This is a genomic window from Phyllobacterium sp. SB3, assembly GCF_040009165.1.
Lineage (GTDB): Bacteria > Pseudomonadota > Alphaproteobacteria > Rhizobiales > Rhizobiaceae > Phyllobacterium.
This window is the reverse complement of record NZ_JBDYKI010000014.1, coordinates 21,048-38,997: the sequence shown is the minus strand read 5'-3', so window position 1 is coordinate 38,997 and position 17,950 is coordinate 21,048. Positions and strand designations below refer to the sequence as shown.

The 17,950-nt window shown below is 53.7% G+C and carries 16 protein-coding genes; 13 read left to right on the top strand and 3 right to left on the bottom strand.

The genetic code is table 11. From position 1 onward, the window contains the following. Positions 1-8: 8 nt before the first annotated feature. From efeO (ABKW30_RS28355) to ligD, 13 genes are all read left to right on the top strand, one after another. Complete coding sequence (gene efeO, locus ABKW30_RS28355) at positions 9-1,196, top strand: iron uptake system protein EfeO (RefSeq protein ID WP_348602318.1); 1,188 nt, start codon at positions 9-11, stop codon at positions 1,194-1,196. A 4-nt stretch (positions 1,197-1,200) separates the two neighbouring features. Then, positions 1,201-2,496, top strand: a complete 1,296-nt coding sequence (gene efeB / locus ABKW30_RS28350; protein ID WP_348602316.1) for an iron uptake transporter deferrochelatase/peroxidase subunit — start codon at positions 1,201-1,203, stop codon at positions 2,494-2,496. A 13-nt stretch (positions 2,497-2,509) separates the two neighbouring features. Continuing rightward, positions 2,510-3,337 (top strand): iron uptake system protein EfeO, encoded by an 828-nt coding sequence (efeO, locus tag ABKW30_RS28345; protein ID WP_348602315.1) that lies wholly within the window; start codon positions 2,510-2,512, stop codon positions 3,335-3,337. Positions 3,338-3,516: 179 nt separating this feature from the next. Then, positions 3,517-4,089, top strand: coding sequence for a GbsR/MarR family transcriptional regulator (locus tag ABKW30_RS28340; protein WP_348602314.1), 573 nt, complete (start codon positions 3,517-3,519; stop codon positions 4,087-4,089). Positions 4,090-4,093: 4 nt separating this feature from the next. Continuing rightward, the gene (cydD, locus tag ABKW30_RS28335) at positions 4,094-5,851 is read left to right on the top strand and encodes a thiol reductant ABC exporter subunit CydD (protein ID WP_348602313.1); all 1,758 of its coding nucleotides are present in this window, start codon (positions 4,094-4,096) and stop codon (positions 5,849-5,851) included. Beyond that, positions 5,848-7,536, top strand: a complete 1,689-nt coding sequence (locus ABKW30_RS28330; RefSeq protein ID WP_348602312.1) for an amino acid ABC transporter ATP-binding/permease protein — start codon at positions 5,848-5,850, stop codon at positions 7,534-7,536. Before cydD ends, ABKW30_RS28330 begins: the two co-directional genes overlap by 4 nt. Positions 7,537-7,602: 66 nt before the next feature. Continuing rightward, positions 7,603-9,180 carry a cytochrome ubiquinol oxidase subunit I gene (locus ABKW30_RS28325; protein WP_348602311.1) on the top strand — a complete coding sequence of 526 codons (1,578 nt, stop codon included), beginning with the start codon at positions 7,603-7,605 and terminating at the stop codon, positions 9,178-9,180. Positions 9,181-9,186: 6 nt separating this feature from the next. Next, positions 9,187-10,341 (top strand): cytochrome d ubiquinol oxidase subunit II, encoded by a 1,155-nt coding sequence (gene cydB, locus ABKW30_RS28320; protein ID WP_348602310.1) that lies wholly within the window; start codon positions 9,187-9,189, stop codon positions 10,339-10,341. Positions 10,342-10,356: 15 nt separating this feature from the next. After that, positions 10,357-10,482: a cytochrome bd-I oxidase subunit CydX gene (cydX, locus tag ABKW30_RS28315; protein WP_348602309.1), complete on the top strand. Its 126-nt coding sequence runs from the start codon at positions 10,357-10,359 to the stop codon at positions 10,480-10,482. Between the two features lie 243 nt (positions 10,483-10,725). Further along, on the top strand, positions 10,726-11,925 hold the full coding sequence (gene repA / locus ABKW30_RS28310; RefSeq protein ID WP_348602308.1) for a plasmid partitioning protein RepA: 1,200 nt from the start codon (positions 10,726-10,728) through the stop codon (positions 11,923-11,925). 73 nt (positions 11,926-11,998) lie between these two features. Continuing rightward, positions 11,999-12,964, top strand: coding sequence for a plasmid partitioning protein RepB (gene repB / locus ABKW30_RS28305; RefSeq protein WP_348602307.1), 966 nt, complete (start codon positions 11,999-12,001; stop codon positions 12,962-12,964). Positions 12,965-13,117: 153 nt separating this feature from the next. Continuing rightward, entirely contained in the window at positions 13,118-14,338 is a 1,221-nt protein-coding gene (repC, locus tag ABKW30_RS28300) for a plasmid replication protein RepC (RefSeq protein ID WP_348602306.1), read from the top strand. A gap of 64 nt (positions 14,339-14,402) precedes the next feature. Beyond that, the gene (gene ligD, locus ABKW30_RS28295) at positions 14,403-15,446 is read left to right on the top strand and encodes a non-homologous end-joining DNA ligase (protein ID WP_348602305.1); all 1,044 of its coding nucleotides are present in this window, start codon (positions 14,403-14,405) and stop codon (positions 15,444-15,446) included. A gap of 24 nt (positions 15,447-15,470) precedes the next feature. On the opposite strand, the gene ABKW30_RS28290 is transcribed toward ligD, so the two are convergent. The 3 genes from ABKW30_RS28290 to ABKW30_RS28280 form a co-directional block, all read right to left on the bottom strand. Then, positions 15,471-15,797, bottom strand: a complete 327-nt coding sequence (locus tag ABKW30_RS28290) for a hypothetical protein (RefSeq protein WP_348602304.1) — start codon at positions 15,795-15,797, stop codon at positions 15,471-15,473. Positions 15,798-15,876: 79 nt separating this feature from the next. Beyond that, positions 15,877-16,779: a recombinase family protein gene (locus ABKW30_RS28285; protein WP_348602303.1), complete on the bottom strand. Its 903-nt coding sequence runs from the start codon at positions 16,777-16,779 to the stop codon at positions 15,877-15,879. Then, positions 16,776-17,882, bottom strand: coding sequence for a Fic family protein (locus ABKW30_RS28280; protein WP_348602302.1), 1,107 nt, complete (start codon positions 17,880-17,882; stop codon positions 16,776-16,778). Before ABKW30_RS28280 ends, ABKW30_RS28285 begins: the two co-directional genes overlap by 4 nt. Positions 17,883-17,950: the final 68 nt, after the last annotated feature.

The window sequence follows — 17,950 nt, the reverse complement described above, 5'->3', positions numbered from 1 at the left end:
GCTGCCGAATGACAAGCAAAACAGGACCAGCTTCCCCTCCCCCTTCGCAGAAGCTGATGAAACTCGCTGTTGCTGGCGCGGCAATACTTGCCGTTGCAGGAGCCGGCGCTTTTTATTTCGCATCGAAGAATATGAAGTCCGGTGCGACGGACAATGCTGTTGTCGTAACAATTAAAGATGGCACATGCGATCCCAATGCAATCACCGTTCCCGCAGGGCGCTCGACCTTCAAGATCGTCAATAATTCTGACCGAGCGCTTGAATGGGAAATTCTTGATGGCGTTATGGTTCTGGAGGAACGTGAAAACATTCTGCCGGGCTTTACACAAACAATGCAGGCGAAGTTGAAGGCTGGTGATTATGAAATCACCTGCGGCCTTCTAAGCAGTCCGCGCGGAACGTTGCGTGTGACGCCTTCGGCGGAATCCGAAGCGGAAGCAGCCCGCCCTCCCCTCGTTTCTTTTATCGGGGCACTTGCGGAATTCCAAGTGTTTCTTGTCACTCAAGCCACCAGTCTGGTGAAGACAACAGCCGCACTTGATGCGGCTATACAGGTGGGTGATCTCGAAAAGGCGCGTGAGCTTTATCAGAAAGCGCGTGTCCCTTATAAGCAGATTGAGCCTATGGCCGATATGTTTGCTGATCTGCACAATGCGATTGATCCTATTGCAGATTATCTCGAAAAACGCGAACAGGATCCTGCATTCACCGGCTTCCATCGTATTGAATATGGACTGTATGCGTCCAAAAGCGTTGACGGGCTTGCACAGGTTTCAGCGAAACTGGTGGCCGATGTAACGGCGCTCAAGGACCGCATACGTGGCCTGCGTATACCGCCAGAGCAAATAGCCAAGGGCGCCGCGCGACTTATTGGTTCTATTGCCGATACAAAGATAGTTAATGGCGAAGACCACTATTCCAAAACCGATCTGGTTGACTTCGAAGCAAATCTTGTCGGGACATCGCGCATGATGACGCTTTTGAAACCAGTTGCTGTTCGGGCAGCGCCTGCGGTCGTCTCGGATATCGAGATGCGATTGAATGATGCGAGCACTGTATTGACTTCACTCAAGGGGCAGGAAGGTTACCCGGCTTACGATAAGGTGTCGAAGGAAAGCCGTGCCACGCTGGCGCAGAAAATGAAAGCCTTGGCCGATGCCATTGGCAAGCTGAATGCAGCGGTGGGATTGGAGTAGTTTGATGGAAAGTGACATCAGAAAACTCAACACCACCCGCCGCAACGTGCTTTTTGGTGCGGGCACGGCCATGGTTGCCGGGCTTACCGGCGCAGGTGCCGCTGAAAAGCAGGGCGAGCAGGTTACAGATGCGCCCGTCAGCGACAAAACGCAGGAGCGGCAATCATTTTATGGGCTGCATCAAGCCGGGATCGTCACGCCGCGCCCTGCAGCAGGCATGATTGCCTCCTTCCATATACTTGCGAAGACGCCAGAAGAGGTTGAACGCCTTTTCAGGGCATTATCGCAACGCATCGCTTTTCTGATGAAGGGTGGTACTCCTCCGGTGTTGGACGACAAACTTCCTCCAGCGGACTCCGGTATTCTTGGGCCGGAAATTCCCCCGGACAACCTGACGATCACCGTGTCGCTGGGCTCCTCATTTTTCGAACAACGTGATTGGCTCACGGCGCACAAGCCCGTGAGACTTTCGCGCATGAAAGCCTCTCGCAACGATGCGCTTGATGCTGATTTGTGTCACGGCGATCTAAGCTTGCAGATTTGCGCCAATACGCCGGACACCAACATTCACGCGCTGCGCGATATTCTGAAGAATTTGCCGGATCTTATGGTGCTCCGATGGAAGCAGGAAGGGACGGTTCCTGTTCTTCCTGCGAAACCCGATGGCAGTCATGAAACGGCGCGAAACTTTCTGGGATTTCGAGACGGTACCGCAAATCCCGACGGCAATGATTTACCGCTGATGGACAAACTCGTCTGGGTGCATCAAAGCGATGAGCCCACATGGGCTCATGCAGGTACATACCAGGCTGTGCGAATCATACGCAATTTTGTCGAGCGCTGGGACCGGACGCCACTGGCCGAACAGGAAGCAATTATCGGACGTAAAAAAGCCAGCGGTGCGCCCTTTGGCGGTACTGCCGAGTTCGATATTCCGGACTACTCAAATGATCTGGAAGGCAAAGTTACAGCCTTGGATGCGCATATTCGAATGGCGAACAAGCGTACGAAAACATCTGATGAAAATCTCATACTTCGCCGCCCGTTCAACTACTCGAACGGTGTCAGCAAATCAGGTCAGCTTGAACAGGGACTGCTTTTCATCTGCTATCAGGCTGATCTTGAAAAGGGCTTTATCACCGTCCAGCGGCAGCTCGATGGCGAACCACTTGAAGAGTATATCAAGCCGATTGGTGGCGGCTTCTTTTTTACACTGCCCGGCCCAGCGAACGAGGACGACTTCGTAGGCAGGACACTTCTTGAAGCGTCGGGTTATCAGATAACCCGCATCAAACCCTAGAGGGGACTGAACGATGAAATTGAAAGTAACGCTCTCTGCAAGCCTTTTTGCCATCACGGCGGCACTCCTGCCGCGTGTCGCTGCGGCGGAAGTCGCTCCGCTCGATCTGGTTGGCCCGATTGCCGACTACAAGATCTACGTATCCGAAAATCTCGAAAAGCTCGTGGCTGACACAAAAGTCTTTACCGATGCGGTCAAAGCTGGCGATGTGGACAAGGCCAAGTCACTCTTTGGTTCAACCCGCATGAGCTACGAAGCAATCGAACCGATTGCTGAACTTTTCAGCGACCTTGATGGTTCGATCGATTCCCGCGCCGATGACCACGAAAAGGCCGAGAAGGATCCGGAATTCACTGGCTTCCACCGTATTGAATATGGTTTGTTTGCTGAGAACAGCACAAAGGATCTCGCACCATTTGCCGACAAACTGATGGCAGATGTGACTGAGCTGAACAAACGCATCACTGAACTGACGCTCCCACCGGAGAAGGTTGTTGGCGGCGCTGCTGCCTTGATGGAAGAAGTTGCAGCTACCAAGATTTCCGGTGAAGAAGACCGTTACAGCCATACCGACCTTTGGGACTTCAAGGCAAACTTTGACGGTTCGCGCAAGATTTTCGATCTGGTTCGTCCTCTGATCGAGAAGACCGATGGTGAGTTCATCACCAAGGTTTCAGGTAACTTCGACAAGGTGGACGTTACCCTGTCAAAGTACAAAAAGGGGGATGGCTACGAGCTTTATGACAAGCTGACGGAAGACGATCGCGCTGTGCTTGCGGCAGCTGTCAACACACTTGCCGAAGACTTGTCTACACTGCGCGGTAAGCTTGGTTTGAACTAAATACTTTTTGAGCAATTTGAAAGCCCGGTTGGATCATCTGATCCAGCCGGGTTTTTTGTGCATGAGGCCCGGCAGAGGCCCAATCGTCGCACCCTGTCGCTTCGTATTGAACAGAGAGGTTTCTGAGAGTATCGTTATTTCAGTAATTACTGAAATAACTGTTTTAACGGGAAACTCAGATGAATCTGCCGCCTCTTATCCAATCCTTTGTGCTTCATTTTGGTGAAATGGGCAGCCGCTGGGGTATCAACCGTACTGTGGGGCAAATCTATGCTCTTCTCTACGTCTCTCCCGAACCGCTCAATGCTGACCAAATCGTTGAATCTCTTGGTATTTCCCGTTCCAATGTTTCGATGAGCCTGCGTGAACTGCAGGCCTGGAATCTCGTCCTGCTGAAGCATCTTCCGGATGACAGACGCGACTTTTTCACGACACCTGATGACGTCTGGCAAATATTGCGGACACTTGCCGAGGAGCGGAAAAAGCGTGAAGTCGATCCAACATTGTCGGTTCTGCGCGAAATACTCATGCAGAAACCCGCAAGTGACGCAGAGCGACATGCACAGGTCCGCATGGGAGAAATGCATAGCCTGATTGAGCGGCTCACCACTTGGTACGAAGACGTCAAACAGCTTGAGACCGATCGCCTCGCGACATTGCTGACGCTTGGTGCAAAGGTCACGAAATTATTGGAAGCCAAAGACAAGATAGTTTCTCTTGGCCGCTCTAAACGCATGAGCGAAAAGGACTGATACGATGAGCTCCGTCCAATCGACGATAACGCTCCACAGAGAGAGGTCGGCGGAGAATGATGCACCCCGACTTGGGGCGACGGATATTGTCACGGAGCCGTCCTTACAACGCAACCCCGTATCAAATGGCAATGCGGCTCCATGGGTACAGGTGCTGGCATCTCTTCTGTGGTTGCCGCAGGCTGCTTTGCTGGCTAAGGGCGCCGGTGCATTGATTGCCGGCAGCATGGCAGATACCAAGTGGATCGTTGCCGCGGTAATTGCCATAGGCGTTTTACGGGCATTATTGGACGCCCTCGGTACGAGGTTGGCCTTTCGTAACGCCCGTGAGATTTTATCCACCAAGAGAACACAAGTCATCCTTGCGCTTTCGCGGCGCTCTCCTCTCGATACTGAAAAACCGGCATCCGGTTTGGCAGCCAGCGTAATTGCAGAGCAGGCGGAGGCCATTTTGCCTTATCTCGCGCGCTTTAAACCAGCGCGAATGAAGGCAACGATCATCCCCATCGGTATTCTGGTCTGCGTCTTTCCATTGTCGTGGGTTGCGGGACTTGTCCTGATGATTTCGGCACCTTTGATTCCGCTTTTCATGGCGCTGATTGGCTGGCGCGCCAAAGCCGCCAGTGAGCGGCATCTGGCTGAAATGGGCGATTTGAATGCATTTTTGCTGGATCGCTTGCGCGGTCTCGCAACGATACGTTCGCTTGGTGCTGTCGATTTCACTGCGCGACGGCTGCGAGCCAATGCGGAAGAGCTCAGAATACGGACAATGGCTGTGCTGCGTATTGCCTTCTTGTCATCCGCCGTACTTGAGCTTTTTGCTGCCCTCGGCGTTGCCATGGTTGCTGTCTATATTGGCTTTCATCTCCTCGGGCAGTTGGAGTTCGGAGCTTGGGGGCAGCGCCTCAGTCTTTTAGAAGGACTGTTCATCCTTTTGCTCGCGCCGGCATTCTTCGAGCCCTTGCGCGAACTCTCGGCAGTCTGGCACGATCGTGCATCGGGAGAAGCTGCAATTGAAGCATTGGACCGTTTGTCGGTTCCTGGTGTCGATATGCCGGGCGGCTTGATAGGAACGCATCCGGGCCAGTGTTCCGCGGGTACAGCAAGCGTTGAGATCAAAGAACTCACATTCAGCCATGCAGGATCTGAGCGGCCGCTATTTGGCAGATTTAATCTTGATGTGCGTATGGGAGAGCATATCGCGCTGTTGGGGACGAGTGGCTCCGGTAAATCCACTTTGCTGTCATTGATTGCGGGTCTGGCGCCCTGCACGGCAGGAACAATCCGGATCGGCAATACACTGCTTGATGGAAACAGCAGCGAAACACTACGCAAGCGTATGGCTTGGATCGGACAAAAGCCACATATTTTCGCGGGCACAGTGTCAGACAATATCTGCCTGCACCGCATTGATCTGGATAATGGAGATATCGAAGCAGCGTTGCGTATTGCGTCGTTGCAGAATGTGGCTAATGCGAAGCGACACAACTATCTGGGCGAAGGTGGTTCAGGTCTTTCGGGTGGCGAAATCCGGCGTCTGGCGCTTGCCCGGGCAGCAATCAACCGCGATGCAGACATTATCCTTGCAGATGAGCCGACGGCACATCTCGACCGGATAACGGCTTATGACATCGTGGACCGCCTGCAGGCCATGGCGGCCGGTAAGACTTTGATTGTTGCTACACACGATCCGGTTTTGGCGCAGCGCATGGATAGAGTCGTCACCATTGGGGATGAATTCCGCCTGGGGGAGGCATTATGAGGCTCTGGAACGTGTTCCGTCCCATTATCAGCCTCTTCCTTGCCGAAAGGCGCGCAACGCTGCTGGCAGGCGTTTTGCTTGCCGCCGTGACTGTTCTTGCGGGCATTGCCCTTTTGGGAGTTTCCGGCTGGTTTATTACTGCTACAGCCATTGCCGGTGCTTCAACGGCAACAGCCCTTGTTTTCGACGTGTTCGCGCCCAGCGCTGCCATAAGGTTCTTGTCACTTGCGAGAACTGCGACCCGCTATGGTGAACGCCTGACAACACATGAGGCGACGTTGAGCATGCTTGCTGGATTACGCGAGCGTATTTTCAGGAGCGCAGTACAACCCGGAACAGCAAATAGGTTGTCTTTTCAACCTTCCCGCACGTTGTTCCGATTGACTGCCGATATTGATGCGCTCGATTCTCTCTATCTTCGGATATTGGTTCCCGCTGCAGTCGCACTCTGCACGACATTGGCTGTAGCGGCCGTGTTCGGAGCAATGCATCCCCTGTTTGGTTTGGCCGCGACTGCCTGGCTGCTGGTTCCGGGATTTGGAATCCCTCTTCTCGCAGCGCGCTGGAGCGCTCAACCAGCCCGCCGCCGGGCGCATAGTCTGGAAGCACTTCGCTCGCGTACCATAGATGTTGTGGCTGGGCAGACAGAATTGGCAATGGCGGGGCAATTGCAGACTTATAGGCAATCGGCTCTTGCGGCGGATGCACGACTTGCCACCTCCGATGACGCTTTGAACCTTATCGAAACCAAAGTAGTTGCGGGTTTCGGTATTGCCTCCGCAATATTGCTTGGCGGTGTTCTTTATGGCGTTGCGCATCTGGTCAGTATGGGTGTCATCAATGGCCCAGTAGCCGTTCTGGGAATTCTGATCGCACTGGCGGCATTGGAATCTTTCGCAGGACTGCGGCGCGGCTCTATTGAACTTGGCAGAACGATTCTTGCGGCACGGCGGCTTGGGCCCGACCTTCAAGCCTCCTCCCCTCCCCTCCCCTCGCGAACCCCGGCAGAAAATCACGCGGTAGAACTCCAGGACGCCTCGGTCATCTACGACGCGTTTCCCCTCCCCTCTTTGCAGAATGTATCAATTACCGTTCAGTGCGGCGAGCGCGTAGCGCTCATTGGAGCAAGCGGTTCCGGCAAAACGACTTTGCTGGCGCTTCTTGCAGGTGAAATAAAAGCGGCAAGAGGTTTGGTAAAATGTCTGCCTAACGCACTACTTACCCAGAGAACCGAGCTTTTTCAGGATAGTTTGCGGGATAATTTGCTTTTGGCTGCCCCCGGAGCGACTGACCGTCGGCTGCTGGAAGTCTTGACGATTGCTGGCTTGTCCGAGTTCGTCGATACGCTGCCCAAAGGTTTGGATACGCCGCTTGGCGAAGGCGGAACGGGATTGTCGGGAGGGCAGGCACGACGCTTCGCATTGGCCCGCCTCTTACTGCGCGATATGCCGTTGTGGCTACTTGATGAGCCTTCCGAGGGCGTTGATGGCGCAACTGCCCGCGATGTGTTGGATCGGCTGGCCAGTCAGATGACGCAACGCACAGTTATTATTGCAACGCATATCAGGCGCGAGGCTATGCTGGTCGACCGATTGCTGGTGCTTGAGCATGGTCGCATCAAATCGACTTTTAGCAAAGGTCAGCCGGAGTACCAGCGGGTACTTGATGGCCTGCGGCCTGATTAGACTTATTCAAACGGACCGCGAGACGCGGGCCGTTCAACAGGGGGTCGGATAGTCCGACGCAAAGCAATGGAACTCGACATCGTAGCGCTTTCACGCCTGCAATTCGCGATCACAGCTCTTTACCATTTTCTGTTCGTGCCACTGACGCTGGGACTTTCCGTCCTACTGGCTATCATGGAGACGGTTTATGTTATGACCGGCCGGGTAATTTGGCGGCAGATGACCAAATTCTGGGGCACCTTGTTTGGCATCAATTTTGCCCTCGGTGTCGCGACAGGCATAGTCATGGAATTCCAGTTTGGCATGAACTGGAGCTATTACAGCCATTATGTGGGTGACATATTCGGAGCGCCGCTGGCGATTGAGGGATTGATGGCTTTCTTTCTGGAAGCCACTTTTGTGGGGCTGTTCTTCTTTGGTTGGGACAAGCTTTCCAAGGTCGGCCACCTCGCAGCCACCTGGGCCGTTGCGGCGGGCTCGAACTTCTCTGCATTGTGGATTTTGATTGCCAATGGATGGATGCAAAACCCTGTTGGCTCTGCCTTCAATCCGCAAACAATGCGCATGGAAGTCACTGATTTCTTTGAGGTTTTGTTCAACCCTGTTGCGCAGGCAAAGTTTGTTCATACGGTTTCGGCAGGCTATGTAACTGCTTCGATCTTCGTGTTGGGTGTATCCGCATGGTATGCGCTGAAAGGCAGGCATATTGAGATTGCCAAACGGTCAATGACGATTGCCGCATCGTTCGGCCTGGCGTCCGCTCTCTCCGTTGTCGTTCTTGGCGATGAAAGCGGTTATCTCTCGACGGAACATCAGAAGATGAAGCTGGCTTCAATTGAAGCCATGTGGAAAACTGAACCCGCCCCTGCCGCATTTACGGCATTCGGGTTTCCGGATCAGGAAGCACGTGAGACGCATTATGCTGTTCATATTCCGTGGGTCATGGGCCTGATAGGCACACGATCACTAACGACAGTCATTCCCGGTATCGAAGATCTTGTCGAGCATGCAGAAACAAGAATTCGCAAAGGTCTGGTTGCCTATGATGCGCTTCAGAAAATTCGCGAGGTAGGCAGCACCACAAAGCTTGGTGCCGACGTTCGTGAGGCTTTCGAAGCGAATGGTGCTGATCTTGGCTACGCCCTGCTTCTGAAGCGTTATGTAGATGACCCGCGCCAAGCCTCCGATGAGCAGGTCGCAAAGGCAGCATGGGATACTGTGCCTCATGTGCCAACACTGTTTTGGTCATTCCGCATAATGGTCGGACTTGGAATGTTTTTCATCCTGCTGACTTTCACGTTCTTCATACTCTCGGTGCGCCGGAAGATTGATGCGTATCCCTTCCTGCTGCGTATTGCGGTCTTCACCATCCCCCTGCCCTGGATTGCAGCGGAACTCGGATGGATTGTTGCCGAGTTCGGACGTCAACCTTGGATCATCGAGGGTGTGCTGCCTACCGCTGCTGCCGTTTCCAACTTGGGTGCAAAATCCCTGCTCATCACCATTGCCGGTTTCGTGGTCATTTACACGACGCTTTTCATCATCGAGATGGGCTTGATGCTGAAAGCGATCCGGAAAGGGCCTGAGCCAGACCATGAGCCGGAAGCAGCACTCATTTCCACGCATATTGTCCCGGCGGAGTAGACGATCATGATCCTGCATCAATTCCTCGACTATGAAACGCTTCGGCTAATCTGGTGGATACTGCTTGGAACTCTCCTCATCGGATTCGCTGTAACCGATGGTTTTGACCTCGGGATTGGAGCCCTGCTGCCCTTTGTCGCCAAGAATGATATGGAGCGCCGGGTCGTCATCAATACGATAGGTCCCATCTGGGAAGGTAATCAGGTGTGGCTGATCGTGGGCGGTGGTGTGATATTCGCAGCGTGGCCGCCACTCTATGCCGTGTCGTTCTCGGGCTTTTACCTTGCCATGTTCGTAATATTGGCATCGCTGATCCTACGCCCCGTGGCCTTCAAATATCGTTCCAAGCGCGAGAGTGCTGGCTGGCGCTCCGCATGGGATTGGGCACTTTTTGTAGGTGGTTTTGTGCCGGCGCTCATCTTCGGCGTTGCCGTAGGTAATGTGCTTCAGGGTGTGCCGTTCCGTTTCAACAATGAGCTGCGTATTTTCTACGAGGGATCGTTCTTCGACCTGCTCAACCCATTCGCCCTTCTGTGCGGGTTGTTATCAGTCGCAATGCTCGTCATGCATGGCAGCGCGTGGCTGATGATAAAGACATCCGGGGCTGTGGCAGACAGGGCGAGGCGCTATGGAATGGTCGCCGCATCTGTGACCATCGCAATCTTCGCCGTGGCAGGACTGTTCCTCTGGATGGGTATCGATGGATACCGGATAACCAGTCTTATCGACAAGGCAGCCCCCTCTAATCCGCTGATGAAGACGGTTGTGATGGAGCAAGGGATCTGGTTTGCCAATTACAGCGCTCAACCATGGCTGCTGGCCGTGCCAGTTCTGGCTTTCATGGGTGCAATCGCTGCATTCTTTGGGTTGAAGGTGCGGCGCGAGGGTTCCACCATACTGTTGAGCGCCCTCTCGGTTGCCTCCATCATAGCGACAGTTGGAGTATCGATGTTTCCGATCATTCTGCCATCATCGCTTGATCCAAAGTCGAGCCTCACGGTTTGGGATGCCTCATCAAGCCACCTGACGTTATTTATTATGCTGGTGGTGTCAGCGATCTTCATTCCGCTGATCGTTGCTTACACAAGCTGGGTTTACAAGGTTTTGTGGGGCAAGGTGAATGATGCCACAGTCAGCGACAAAAGCGGTCACGCATATTAATCAGGAGCGAATGAAATGTGGTATTTTGCTTGGCTTTTGGGATTACCCTTTGCAGCAGCATTCGCGGTGTTGAATGCGATGTGGTACGAGCTTGTCGATGACGACACGTCCCGAAAAAAGGTTGAGAATCCTGACCCTTGAAAGCTTGTCGCTGTGGTTATAGCCCGGTAATTTACTGCAGTAAATTACCGGGCTTTTTGTGTCCGCTTAATGCCTATTGAAGCTCTTCAAAATGTATTAGTTGTTAGATGTATTAGTTGTTAGTAGGGATGAGACGACTATGCCCCTTCCCTTAAATTTCTTGCTGTAATTTGCGAATCGGAGCTTAATAGCGGTTGTTAAGACGATTGCTTTCAAAAAGCGCTATTAGAGGTTTCGATTTCGATGAATATCGCAGTGCCTCTGCCAAAGTTCGAGTTCGATGAAAAGATACTTGATCAGGGTGCGGAGATTTCACGCCGGTTAAACCAGCTTCGGATGGAAAAATTTCCACCGAACGCCAAGAAGACCCTGCGCCAATTTTCTATGGCGGAAGTAGCCCATTACCTTGGTGTGACACAGAACAATCTTAAGCGGCTTCATCTTGAAGGCAAGGGACCGGTGCCTGCGCAGATATCATCTGGCCGCCGTTCCTATACGGCAGAGCAGATGCTTGAACTGCGTCACTATCTTGATCGTAATGGCCGCACCGAAGTTAAGAAGTACGTTCCGCATCGCAAGGCTGGTGACAAGCTTCAGGTTATCGCTGTCGTGAATTTCAAGGGCGGTTCAGGCAAGACAACGACGGCGGCTCACCTGTCGCAATATCTGGCGCTGACGGGCCATCGTGTTCTTGCAGTGGATCTTGATCCACAGGCATCACTTTCCGCATTGCACGGCTTTCAGCCTGAGCTGGACCGCAATCTGTCGCTTTATGAAGCCATTCGGTATGACGACGAGCGTAAGCCCATCTCAGACGTTATCCTGCCCACCAATTTCCCCGGGCTCGATATTATTCCTGCGAACCTCGAATTGCAGGAATATGAATATGACACGCCGCTCGCTATGCAGGATAAATCTTCCCGCGAGGGCCGTCAGTTCTTCACTCGCATTGCAGCAGCTCTGGAAGAAGTCGACAGCGATTACGATGTCGTCGTTGTCGATTGCCCGCCGCAACTCGGTTATTTGACACTGACTGCCATGTCTGCAGCAACAGCGGTTTTGATCACGGTGCATCCGCAGATGCTTGATCTGATGTCGATGTCGCAATTCCTGCTTATGCTCGGCGGAATTCTCAAGACGGTTAAACAGGCAGGCGCGAAAGTCGAACTCGACTGGTTCCGCTATCTCATCACGCGCTATGAGCCGACGGATATCCCGCAGGCTCAAATGGTGGGCTTCATGCAGTCAATGCTTGCGGAGGAAATCCTTGCCAATCCCATGCTGAAGTCAACGGCCGTTTCGGATGCCGGCCTGACGAAACAGACTCTGTACGAGGTTGAAAAGACAAGCTTCACGCGCTCAACCTATGAGCGGGCAATTGAATCGCTTGATGCTGTGAATTCGGAAATCGCTACTCTTGTGCACCGTGCGTGGGGGCGTTGAGATGATGATATTTACTGCGGTAAAAATCGAGCTGTTACGAGCAAATCAATCGGTTGCAGGCGAGGACAGATAGATGGCTCGTAAAGACATTTTCAGCAGCGTTATGAACCCGGCACCGGCAAATAGCGACCGGAACGATGCGCTGTCTTACGTTGTCAGCGGCGCGTCCCGTTCTATCAAAAGCTCGTTTGAAGAGCTGGCGAAGGGTAGTGTTGTCGATCTTGACCCTGAGATTGTCGATGGATCGTTTGTTTCCGATCGCATTGACGGTGACGACGAGGCGTTTCAGGAACTCGTAACCGCCATACGCGAGAGAGGGCAGGATACGCCAATTTTGGTGCGTCCGCATCCGACAGCTTCCGGCCGTTATCAGATCGTTTTTGGCCATCGCCGCGTCAAAGCCGCTCGCGTGCTTGGGCGATCGGTCCGTGCTGTGGTCAAGCCGTTGGCAGATCAGGATCACGTCATTGCGCAAGGGCAGGAAAACGCGGCACGTTCGAATCTATCCTTCATTGAGCGGACCTTGTTTGCCAAGCGACTTGCCGATCTTGGCTATGACCAGACGGTGATCAAATCTGCACTCGCGCTTGATGCGACGACTTTCTCCAAGATGCAGACTGTGTCCAGCTCTGTTCCTGAAGATATAATCCTGGCAATTGGTGCGGCGAAGGCAACGGGCAGGGATCGCTGGTGGCAGCTTTCGAAGTTGCTGCAGCTACCGGGAAGCATTGAGAAAGCCCAAAAGTTCCTTTCGACCGTTGACGTGGCGGCTGTCGATGCAGATGAGCGCTTCGGCCTACTTTTCGATGTGCTGAGCAAATCGAACCACCCAACTGCCAAGGCAAAGCCGCCAATGGCGCGCATGTGGCAATCGACGGACAAGGCGCTCAAAGCAAATATTACGAATAGTGGGAAAGCATTCACGTTGGCACTTAAAGCCAAGGATGCCTCACGCTTCGGTGCATATCTTGCCGATAATCTTGAAGAGCTCTACCGGGCCTTCAAGGAATCGGAAACTGTAGCAAAAACAGGAGATTAACCCGCAAAAGAAAAAAGCTCCCGAACGTTACCGTCGCGGAAGCCCTTCTCATGTCTAGCAACTAGAGAATCGCATTTCCTCGAATCATAGTCAAGAGTCTTTGACGTCGTTTTGGCGAGCGGAAATCTTTTGCCTTTTGAAAGGTGAACGGAGATGCTTGGACATCATATAACGACGCCCTTTGGGCGGCGGGCGATGTCGCTTGGCCAACTGAAAACGCAGGCGCAGGCGCAGGAAATCGAAGAAGGAAAGATTGCCGACAAGTGGCAGGTGTATCGCTGGCTGTGTGAAGGCAAGGAAGTCATAGGAGTCGGTGACCGGTCATTGGCCGTCCTCAATGCCTTGCTGTCGTTTCTGCCGGACAATGAGCTTTCGGAAGAAAACGGATTGATTGTCTTTCCATCCAATGCCCAGCTGTCGTTACGCGCTCACGGTATGGCGCCGGCAACACTGCGCCGGCACCTTGGGGCGTTGCTCGAATGTGGCTTGATCACGCGCAAGGACAGTCCCAACGGCAAGCGTTATTCCCGCAAGGACAGGGAAGGGGAGATCACGGATGCCTTCGGCTTCTCCCTCGCGCCATTGCTGGCACGCGCAGAAGAGCTGCAGCAGGCCGCAGAGAGCGTTCGGGCTGCCTCCATGGCTCTGAGGCTGGTGAGAGAGAGAATAACGCTCCACAGGCGCGATATTGCCAAACTGATCGAGGTTGCGGTCGCCGAGGATGTTCCGGGTAACTGGGGATCCATCTGGAGTCAGTTCCGTACTCTTGTCGACGCCCTGCCGCGCAAAGCGAGCCTTGCCGTGCTGGAACCGATCCTTGGCGATTTGGCTGCATTGTATGAAGAAGTGGCTAACTTGCTGGAACAGCATGTAAATACTGAAAATATGAGCGGCAATGAGTCCCGTTATGAGACGCAGCAACAGAATTCAAAACCCAACTCTATAATTGAATTTGAACCTGGCTTTAGAAAAGACCAAGGACCAAAACCTGAGCCAACCCGGAAAGGCGAGGGAGATGAGAATGGTGCAAAGACCTATCCGTTCGGCTTGGTCATGAAAGCCTGCCCCGAAATCGCTGATTATGCCGTCAGCGGTATTGGCAGCTGGCGTGAGCTGCTGATGACCGCGGCGCAGGTACGGGGCTATCTCGGCATTTCGCCCTCGGCCTACGAGGAGGCGCTTGATGTTCTGGGGCAGGAAAATACGGCCATTGTCATTGCCTGCATGCTGCAGCGCACCGAGACCATCAACTCGGCCGGCGGATATCTGCGTGTACTGACCGAAAAGGCGAGGGCAGGGGAGTTCTCTGTCGGTCCCATGCTGATGGCGGCCCTCCGGGCAACAGGAGCGCATCTGCAGATGGTACCGAAGTAATCCGGTTCGGGGCGGAATGCGCGAGGACTCGACTCTTTAGCCAATCTCTGCGTGAAATATTGTTATGGCAAAAACTCCTCGTCAGTCCTCTCAACCGCTGCTTCGTCAAACAGAGCGTCCTTTGCAGAGCAGGCCGCTCAAGCGTCGTGATCCGGCGCAGCCGCAACTGTCACTTGATCCCATGCCGGAGCGTGTGGAGCCCTGTCTGGCTTTACTCAAAACAAGGCCACCGACAGGACCGGACTGGCTGTTTGAGGTCAAATGGGACGGTTACCGGCTTGCCATTCATATCGAACCCAAAGGTATCCGTATTCTCACAAGGGGAGGGCACGACTGGACCCACCGTTTTCCGGCAATTGCCGAAGCAGCAAGGAACCTTGGTGTGGCGACCGCTATTGTCGACGGCGAAGCCGTCGTCCTTGATGACGATGGACTGCCGGACTTTGGCCTGTTGCAGCAATCGCTCGGCGGTCGAGGTGGCAAGCGCACATCGCAAGAAGCCTCGTTTTATGCCTTCGACCTGCTTTATTTGGACGGGCATGACCTGAGAAGCATGGAACTGGCGTCGCGCCGGCATCTGCTTGAAGATCTGATCGGAAAGGCCGATGGCACCATCGAGTATTCCGAAACGATAGAAGGCGATGGCACCACTCTGCTCGCCGAGGCTTGCAGGCACGGCCTTGAAGGCATCATCGCCAAGCGGAGAGACAGTTCTTACAGCAGTGGCCGGGGCGGCGACTGGCTGAAGATCAAATGCACGCAAAGCGAAAGTTTCTTCATTATCGGTTGGGAGCCTTCAAGCCTTGCCCGGGGCAGGATTGGGCGTCTCCTGCTCGCGGCCTGGAAAGACCATGATCTCGTTTATGTTGGCAGCGTTGGCACCGGGTTTAGCCAACGCACGGCAACAGCCCTTCGCAAGAACCTGGAGAAGCTGAAGACCGGCAAGCCACCGGTTCCGATCCAGGAAAAGGGTGTGCAATTCGTCCTGCCAACGTTGATCGCGGAAATTAAATTCCGGGCCTGGAGCCATGATGGCAACCTCAGGCATGCGTCCTACAAAGGTCTGCGCGAACTACAGGACAATGCAGCCGTCTACAAGGTAGCATAGCCATTATTCATGGCCGACCAGGCTTCAAATAGCCTGGGCTTGATCCGAGGGCTTTTTGAGCGGTATTCGACTTTGGCCGCCACCGTCACTGCCCGGCGTTTCAAGGTAGAGTTGGTAGGTCTTTTGTACCCGCTCTTTGGCTCGTTGCTTTGACGCCTGGTGACCGCTCATTATACCTTGGCGAAATTGCGAATGGCCAAGCAGGAATATCCAGCGCCAGCGCCCGTTGAACGGGCCTCCTTCGATGCGATAGATACGACCGATATCAATGCCGTTAGGCGCAATCGCTGTAAATTCATGCGATGGCTCTTGCATTCCCACACCAGTCTTCTGCCAAACGATGTCATTCATGGTTCTCAAACTCCGTTCGAGCCAAAATGTTTCACACGTAACAAGGGCACTCCGGAAGTGATATCAGCAGATGGCGAAACTATTGTGTAATGAGGCCAAGCTTTCTGGATCGATCGAGCAGGTGCTTGACCGAAGAAGCCGTCCAGGTTGCCGATCCCCGCGGTGTACGCTCGTACATCGCTTCAAGCTGGGCTGCAATGTCACGCAAGGTGAGGTCCGGATTGGCGTTGGCAATGCCGGTGATCAGAGACATCAGCCGGTCCTCCGGCAAGCGGCGGCGGGCGGGGCGGATCAATCCGGGATCGGCCAAGCCTTCATGCACGAGACGGTTTACCGAGCGACGCAGTCGATCGACAGACCATTTCTGCCCGCTTTCCCGGTTGAGGCTTCGGGTCACATCTTCCCAAGGATGGTCCGGACGCATGCGCTGCACGATCGGCAGCCAGGAAGGCATCGTTGCAGTCAGATCTGCCAGATGGTCGCGTTTTCTTGCCCGTGATGTCTTGGCAATGGCTTCAGGTGTCCGCGCGCGCAGACCAGGATTGCCGGGAAGCTTGCCACGGGCCTTGGCGGCCTTGATACCTGCTTTGGTGCGTTCGGAGATCAATGCCCGCTCCAGCTGCGCAACGGCGCCGAGAACCTGCAGCGAAAACATGCCTTGCGGTGTCGAGGTATCGATCGGATCGTTCAGCGAGCGAAAATGTGCACCCTTGTCTTCCAGTTGTTCGATCACCTGCAGCAGATGGCTGACAGAACGCGCCAGCCGGTCCAGACGAACCACAACCAGAACTTCTCCTGCATTCATCTCACGTATCAGCTTTGCCAGGACTGGCCGCGCGCGGGAAGCGCCAGAGCCCCGCTCTTCAAAAACCGTGTGACAGCCGGCGGCCTGCAGCTCAATCAGTTGAGGATCGCTCAACTGATCTTCCGTGGAAACACGGGCATATCCGATGAGACGTGGCTTGGATTGGACGAGCTTCATTTCGCTGCAATTTTCAGCTCATTCCGCTCCGACAGAAGCCGAAGCAGCTTGGGATTGATGTATAGATTTTCCCGGCCAGATTTTATTTCTTCAAGAACACCTATTTCGGAAATCATCTTTAAATAGGTGGCAGCAGCTTGCCTCTTGGCAATTCCAGCACCCACAAGATCAGCTATACGGCAGTAAGGATTGATGAAAATAATCTCCGCGAGCTCTCGGGAATAAATCTTTGGCAATTCATTGCGGATGCGCAAAGCCGTTTCATCCAGCAAATTACGAATGGAGCGAATTTTTTCGGTCGACCAATGTGCTGTGTCCCGCACAGCTTCCAACATGAAGAGAATCCATCCCTCCCACTCTCCATCGGTCGTTACGGACAGGAGCCGCTGATAATAGGCAGGTTTGTTGCGGATGATGTAACGGCTGAGATAGAGAACGGGAATTTCCAACAGTCCTTTGTCAACGAGATAGAGGAGGTTGAGCACACGTCCGGTTCTGCCGTTGCCATCGGTAAAGGGATGGATTGCCTCAAACTGGTAATGCATGACTGCCAGGCGGATCAGAGGGTCAATTTCTTCGGCCTCATGTATATAACGCTCCCAGTTTGCCAGTTTCTCCAGCAACAGCGCTTTGCCTTCGGGCGGAGTATAGATCACAGCACCCGTTGCATCATTCATGAGTGCTGTTCCGGGAGTCGCCCGAACATCAAGATCAATGCCTTTGATCGTCCGGCAAACTTCAATTGCGACGGAGGTGGAAACTGGTCTCTGTTCCAGCATAAGGAAACCTTGATGGAGAGCTGTGCGATAACGCAGAGCTTCCTTGGTCGTAGCATCCGCATGATTTCCGGTGTCGTTAACGAAGCGGAAGAGCTGGTCTGTTGTCGTCACGATGTTCTCGATTTCAGAACTTGCCTGAGCCTCCAGGAGTGGAATCGAGTTGATAAGAACTGCCTGGTTTGGAATAAGCTGGCCCGAAACTCGAAGCTCCGCCAACGCTGCTCGTGCTTCAATGCATGCTTTCAAGACTACTTTTGTTTCTACATCCTGTTGTGGTGGCAGAAGAGGAAGGTCGTTATACGGGCGTTGCGCTTGAAACGGCATGTCGATGTTCCCGAGATTGGTCGACACGTCATCAGAACATGTCGATAGGATCGACATATCTACAAAAC

What these genes read in the sequence shown, in the direction of transcription:
- cydB (WP_348602310.1), top strand. Translation starts at nt 9,187, where the DNA reads ATGATCCTGCATCAATTCCTCGACTATGAAACGCTTCGGCTAATCTGG.
- ABKW30_RS28330 (WP_348602312.1), top strand. Translation starts at nt 5,848, where the DNA reads ATGAGGCTCTGGAACGTGTTCCGTCCCATTATCAGCCTCTTCCTTGCC.
- ABKW30_RS28280 (WP_348602302.1), bottom strand. Translation starts at nt 17,882, where the DNA reads ATGCCGTTTCAAGCGCAACGCCCGTATAACGACCTTCCTCTTCTGCCA.
- cydD (WP_348602313.1), top strand. Translation starts at nt 4,094, where the DNA reads ATGAGCTCCGTCCAATCGACGATAACGCTCCACAGAGAGAGGTCGGCG.
- efeO (WP_348602315.1), top strand. Translation starts at nt 2,510, where the DNA reads ATGAAATTGAAAGTAACGCTCTCTGCAAGCCTTTTTGCCATCACGGCG.
- repA (WP_348602308.1), top strand. Translation starts at nt 10,726, where the DNA reads ATGAATATCGCAGTGCCTCTGCCAAAGTTCGAGTTCGATGAAAAGATA.
- efeO (WP_348602318.1), top strand. Translation starts at nt 9, where the DNA reads ATGACAAGCAAAACAGGACCAGCTTCCCCTCCCCCTTCGCAGAAGCTG.
- repC (WP_348602306.1), top strand. Translation starts at nt 13,118, where the DNA reads ATGCTTGGACATCATATAACGACGCCCTTTGGGCGGCGGGCGATGTCG.
- efeB (WP_348602316.1), top strand. Translation starts at nt 1,201, where the DNA reads ATGGAAAGTGACATCAGAAAACTCAACACCACCCGCCGCAACGTGCTT.
- ABKW30_RS28290 (WP_348602304.1), bottom strand. Translation starts at nt 15,797, where the DNA reads ATGAATGACATCGTTTGGCAGAAGACTGGTGTGGGAATGCAAGAGCCA.
- ligD (WP_348602305.1), top strand. Translation starts at nt 14,403, where the DNA reads ATGGCAAAAACTCCTCGTCAGTCCTCTCAACCGCTGCTTCGTCAAACA.
- ABKW30_RS28340 (WP_348602314.1), top strand. Translation starts at nt 3,517, where the DNA reads ATGAATCTGCCGCCTCTTATCCAATCCTTTGTGCTTCATTTTGGTGAA.
- cydX (WP_348602309.1), top strand. Translation starts at nt 10,357, where the DNA reads ATGTGGTATTTTGCTTGGCTTTTGGGATTACCCTTTGCAGCAGCATTC.
- repB (WP_348602307.1), top strand. Translation starts at nt 11,999, where the DNA reads ATGGCTCGTAAAGACATTTTCAGCAGCGTTATGAACCCGGCACCGGCA.
- ABKW30_RS28285 (WP_348602303.1), bottom strand. Translation starts at nt 16,779, where the DNA reads ATGAAGCTCGTCCAATCCAAGCCACGTCTCATCGGATATGCCCGTGTT.
- ABKW30_RS28325 (WP_348602311.1), top strand. Translation starts at nt 7,603, where the DNA reads ATGGAACTCGACATCGTAGCGCTTTCACGCCTGCAATTCGCGATCACA.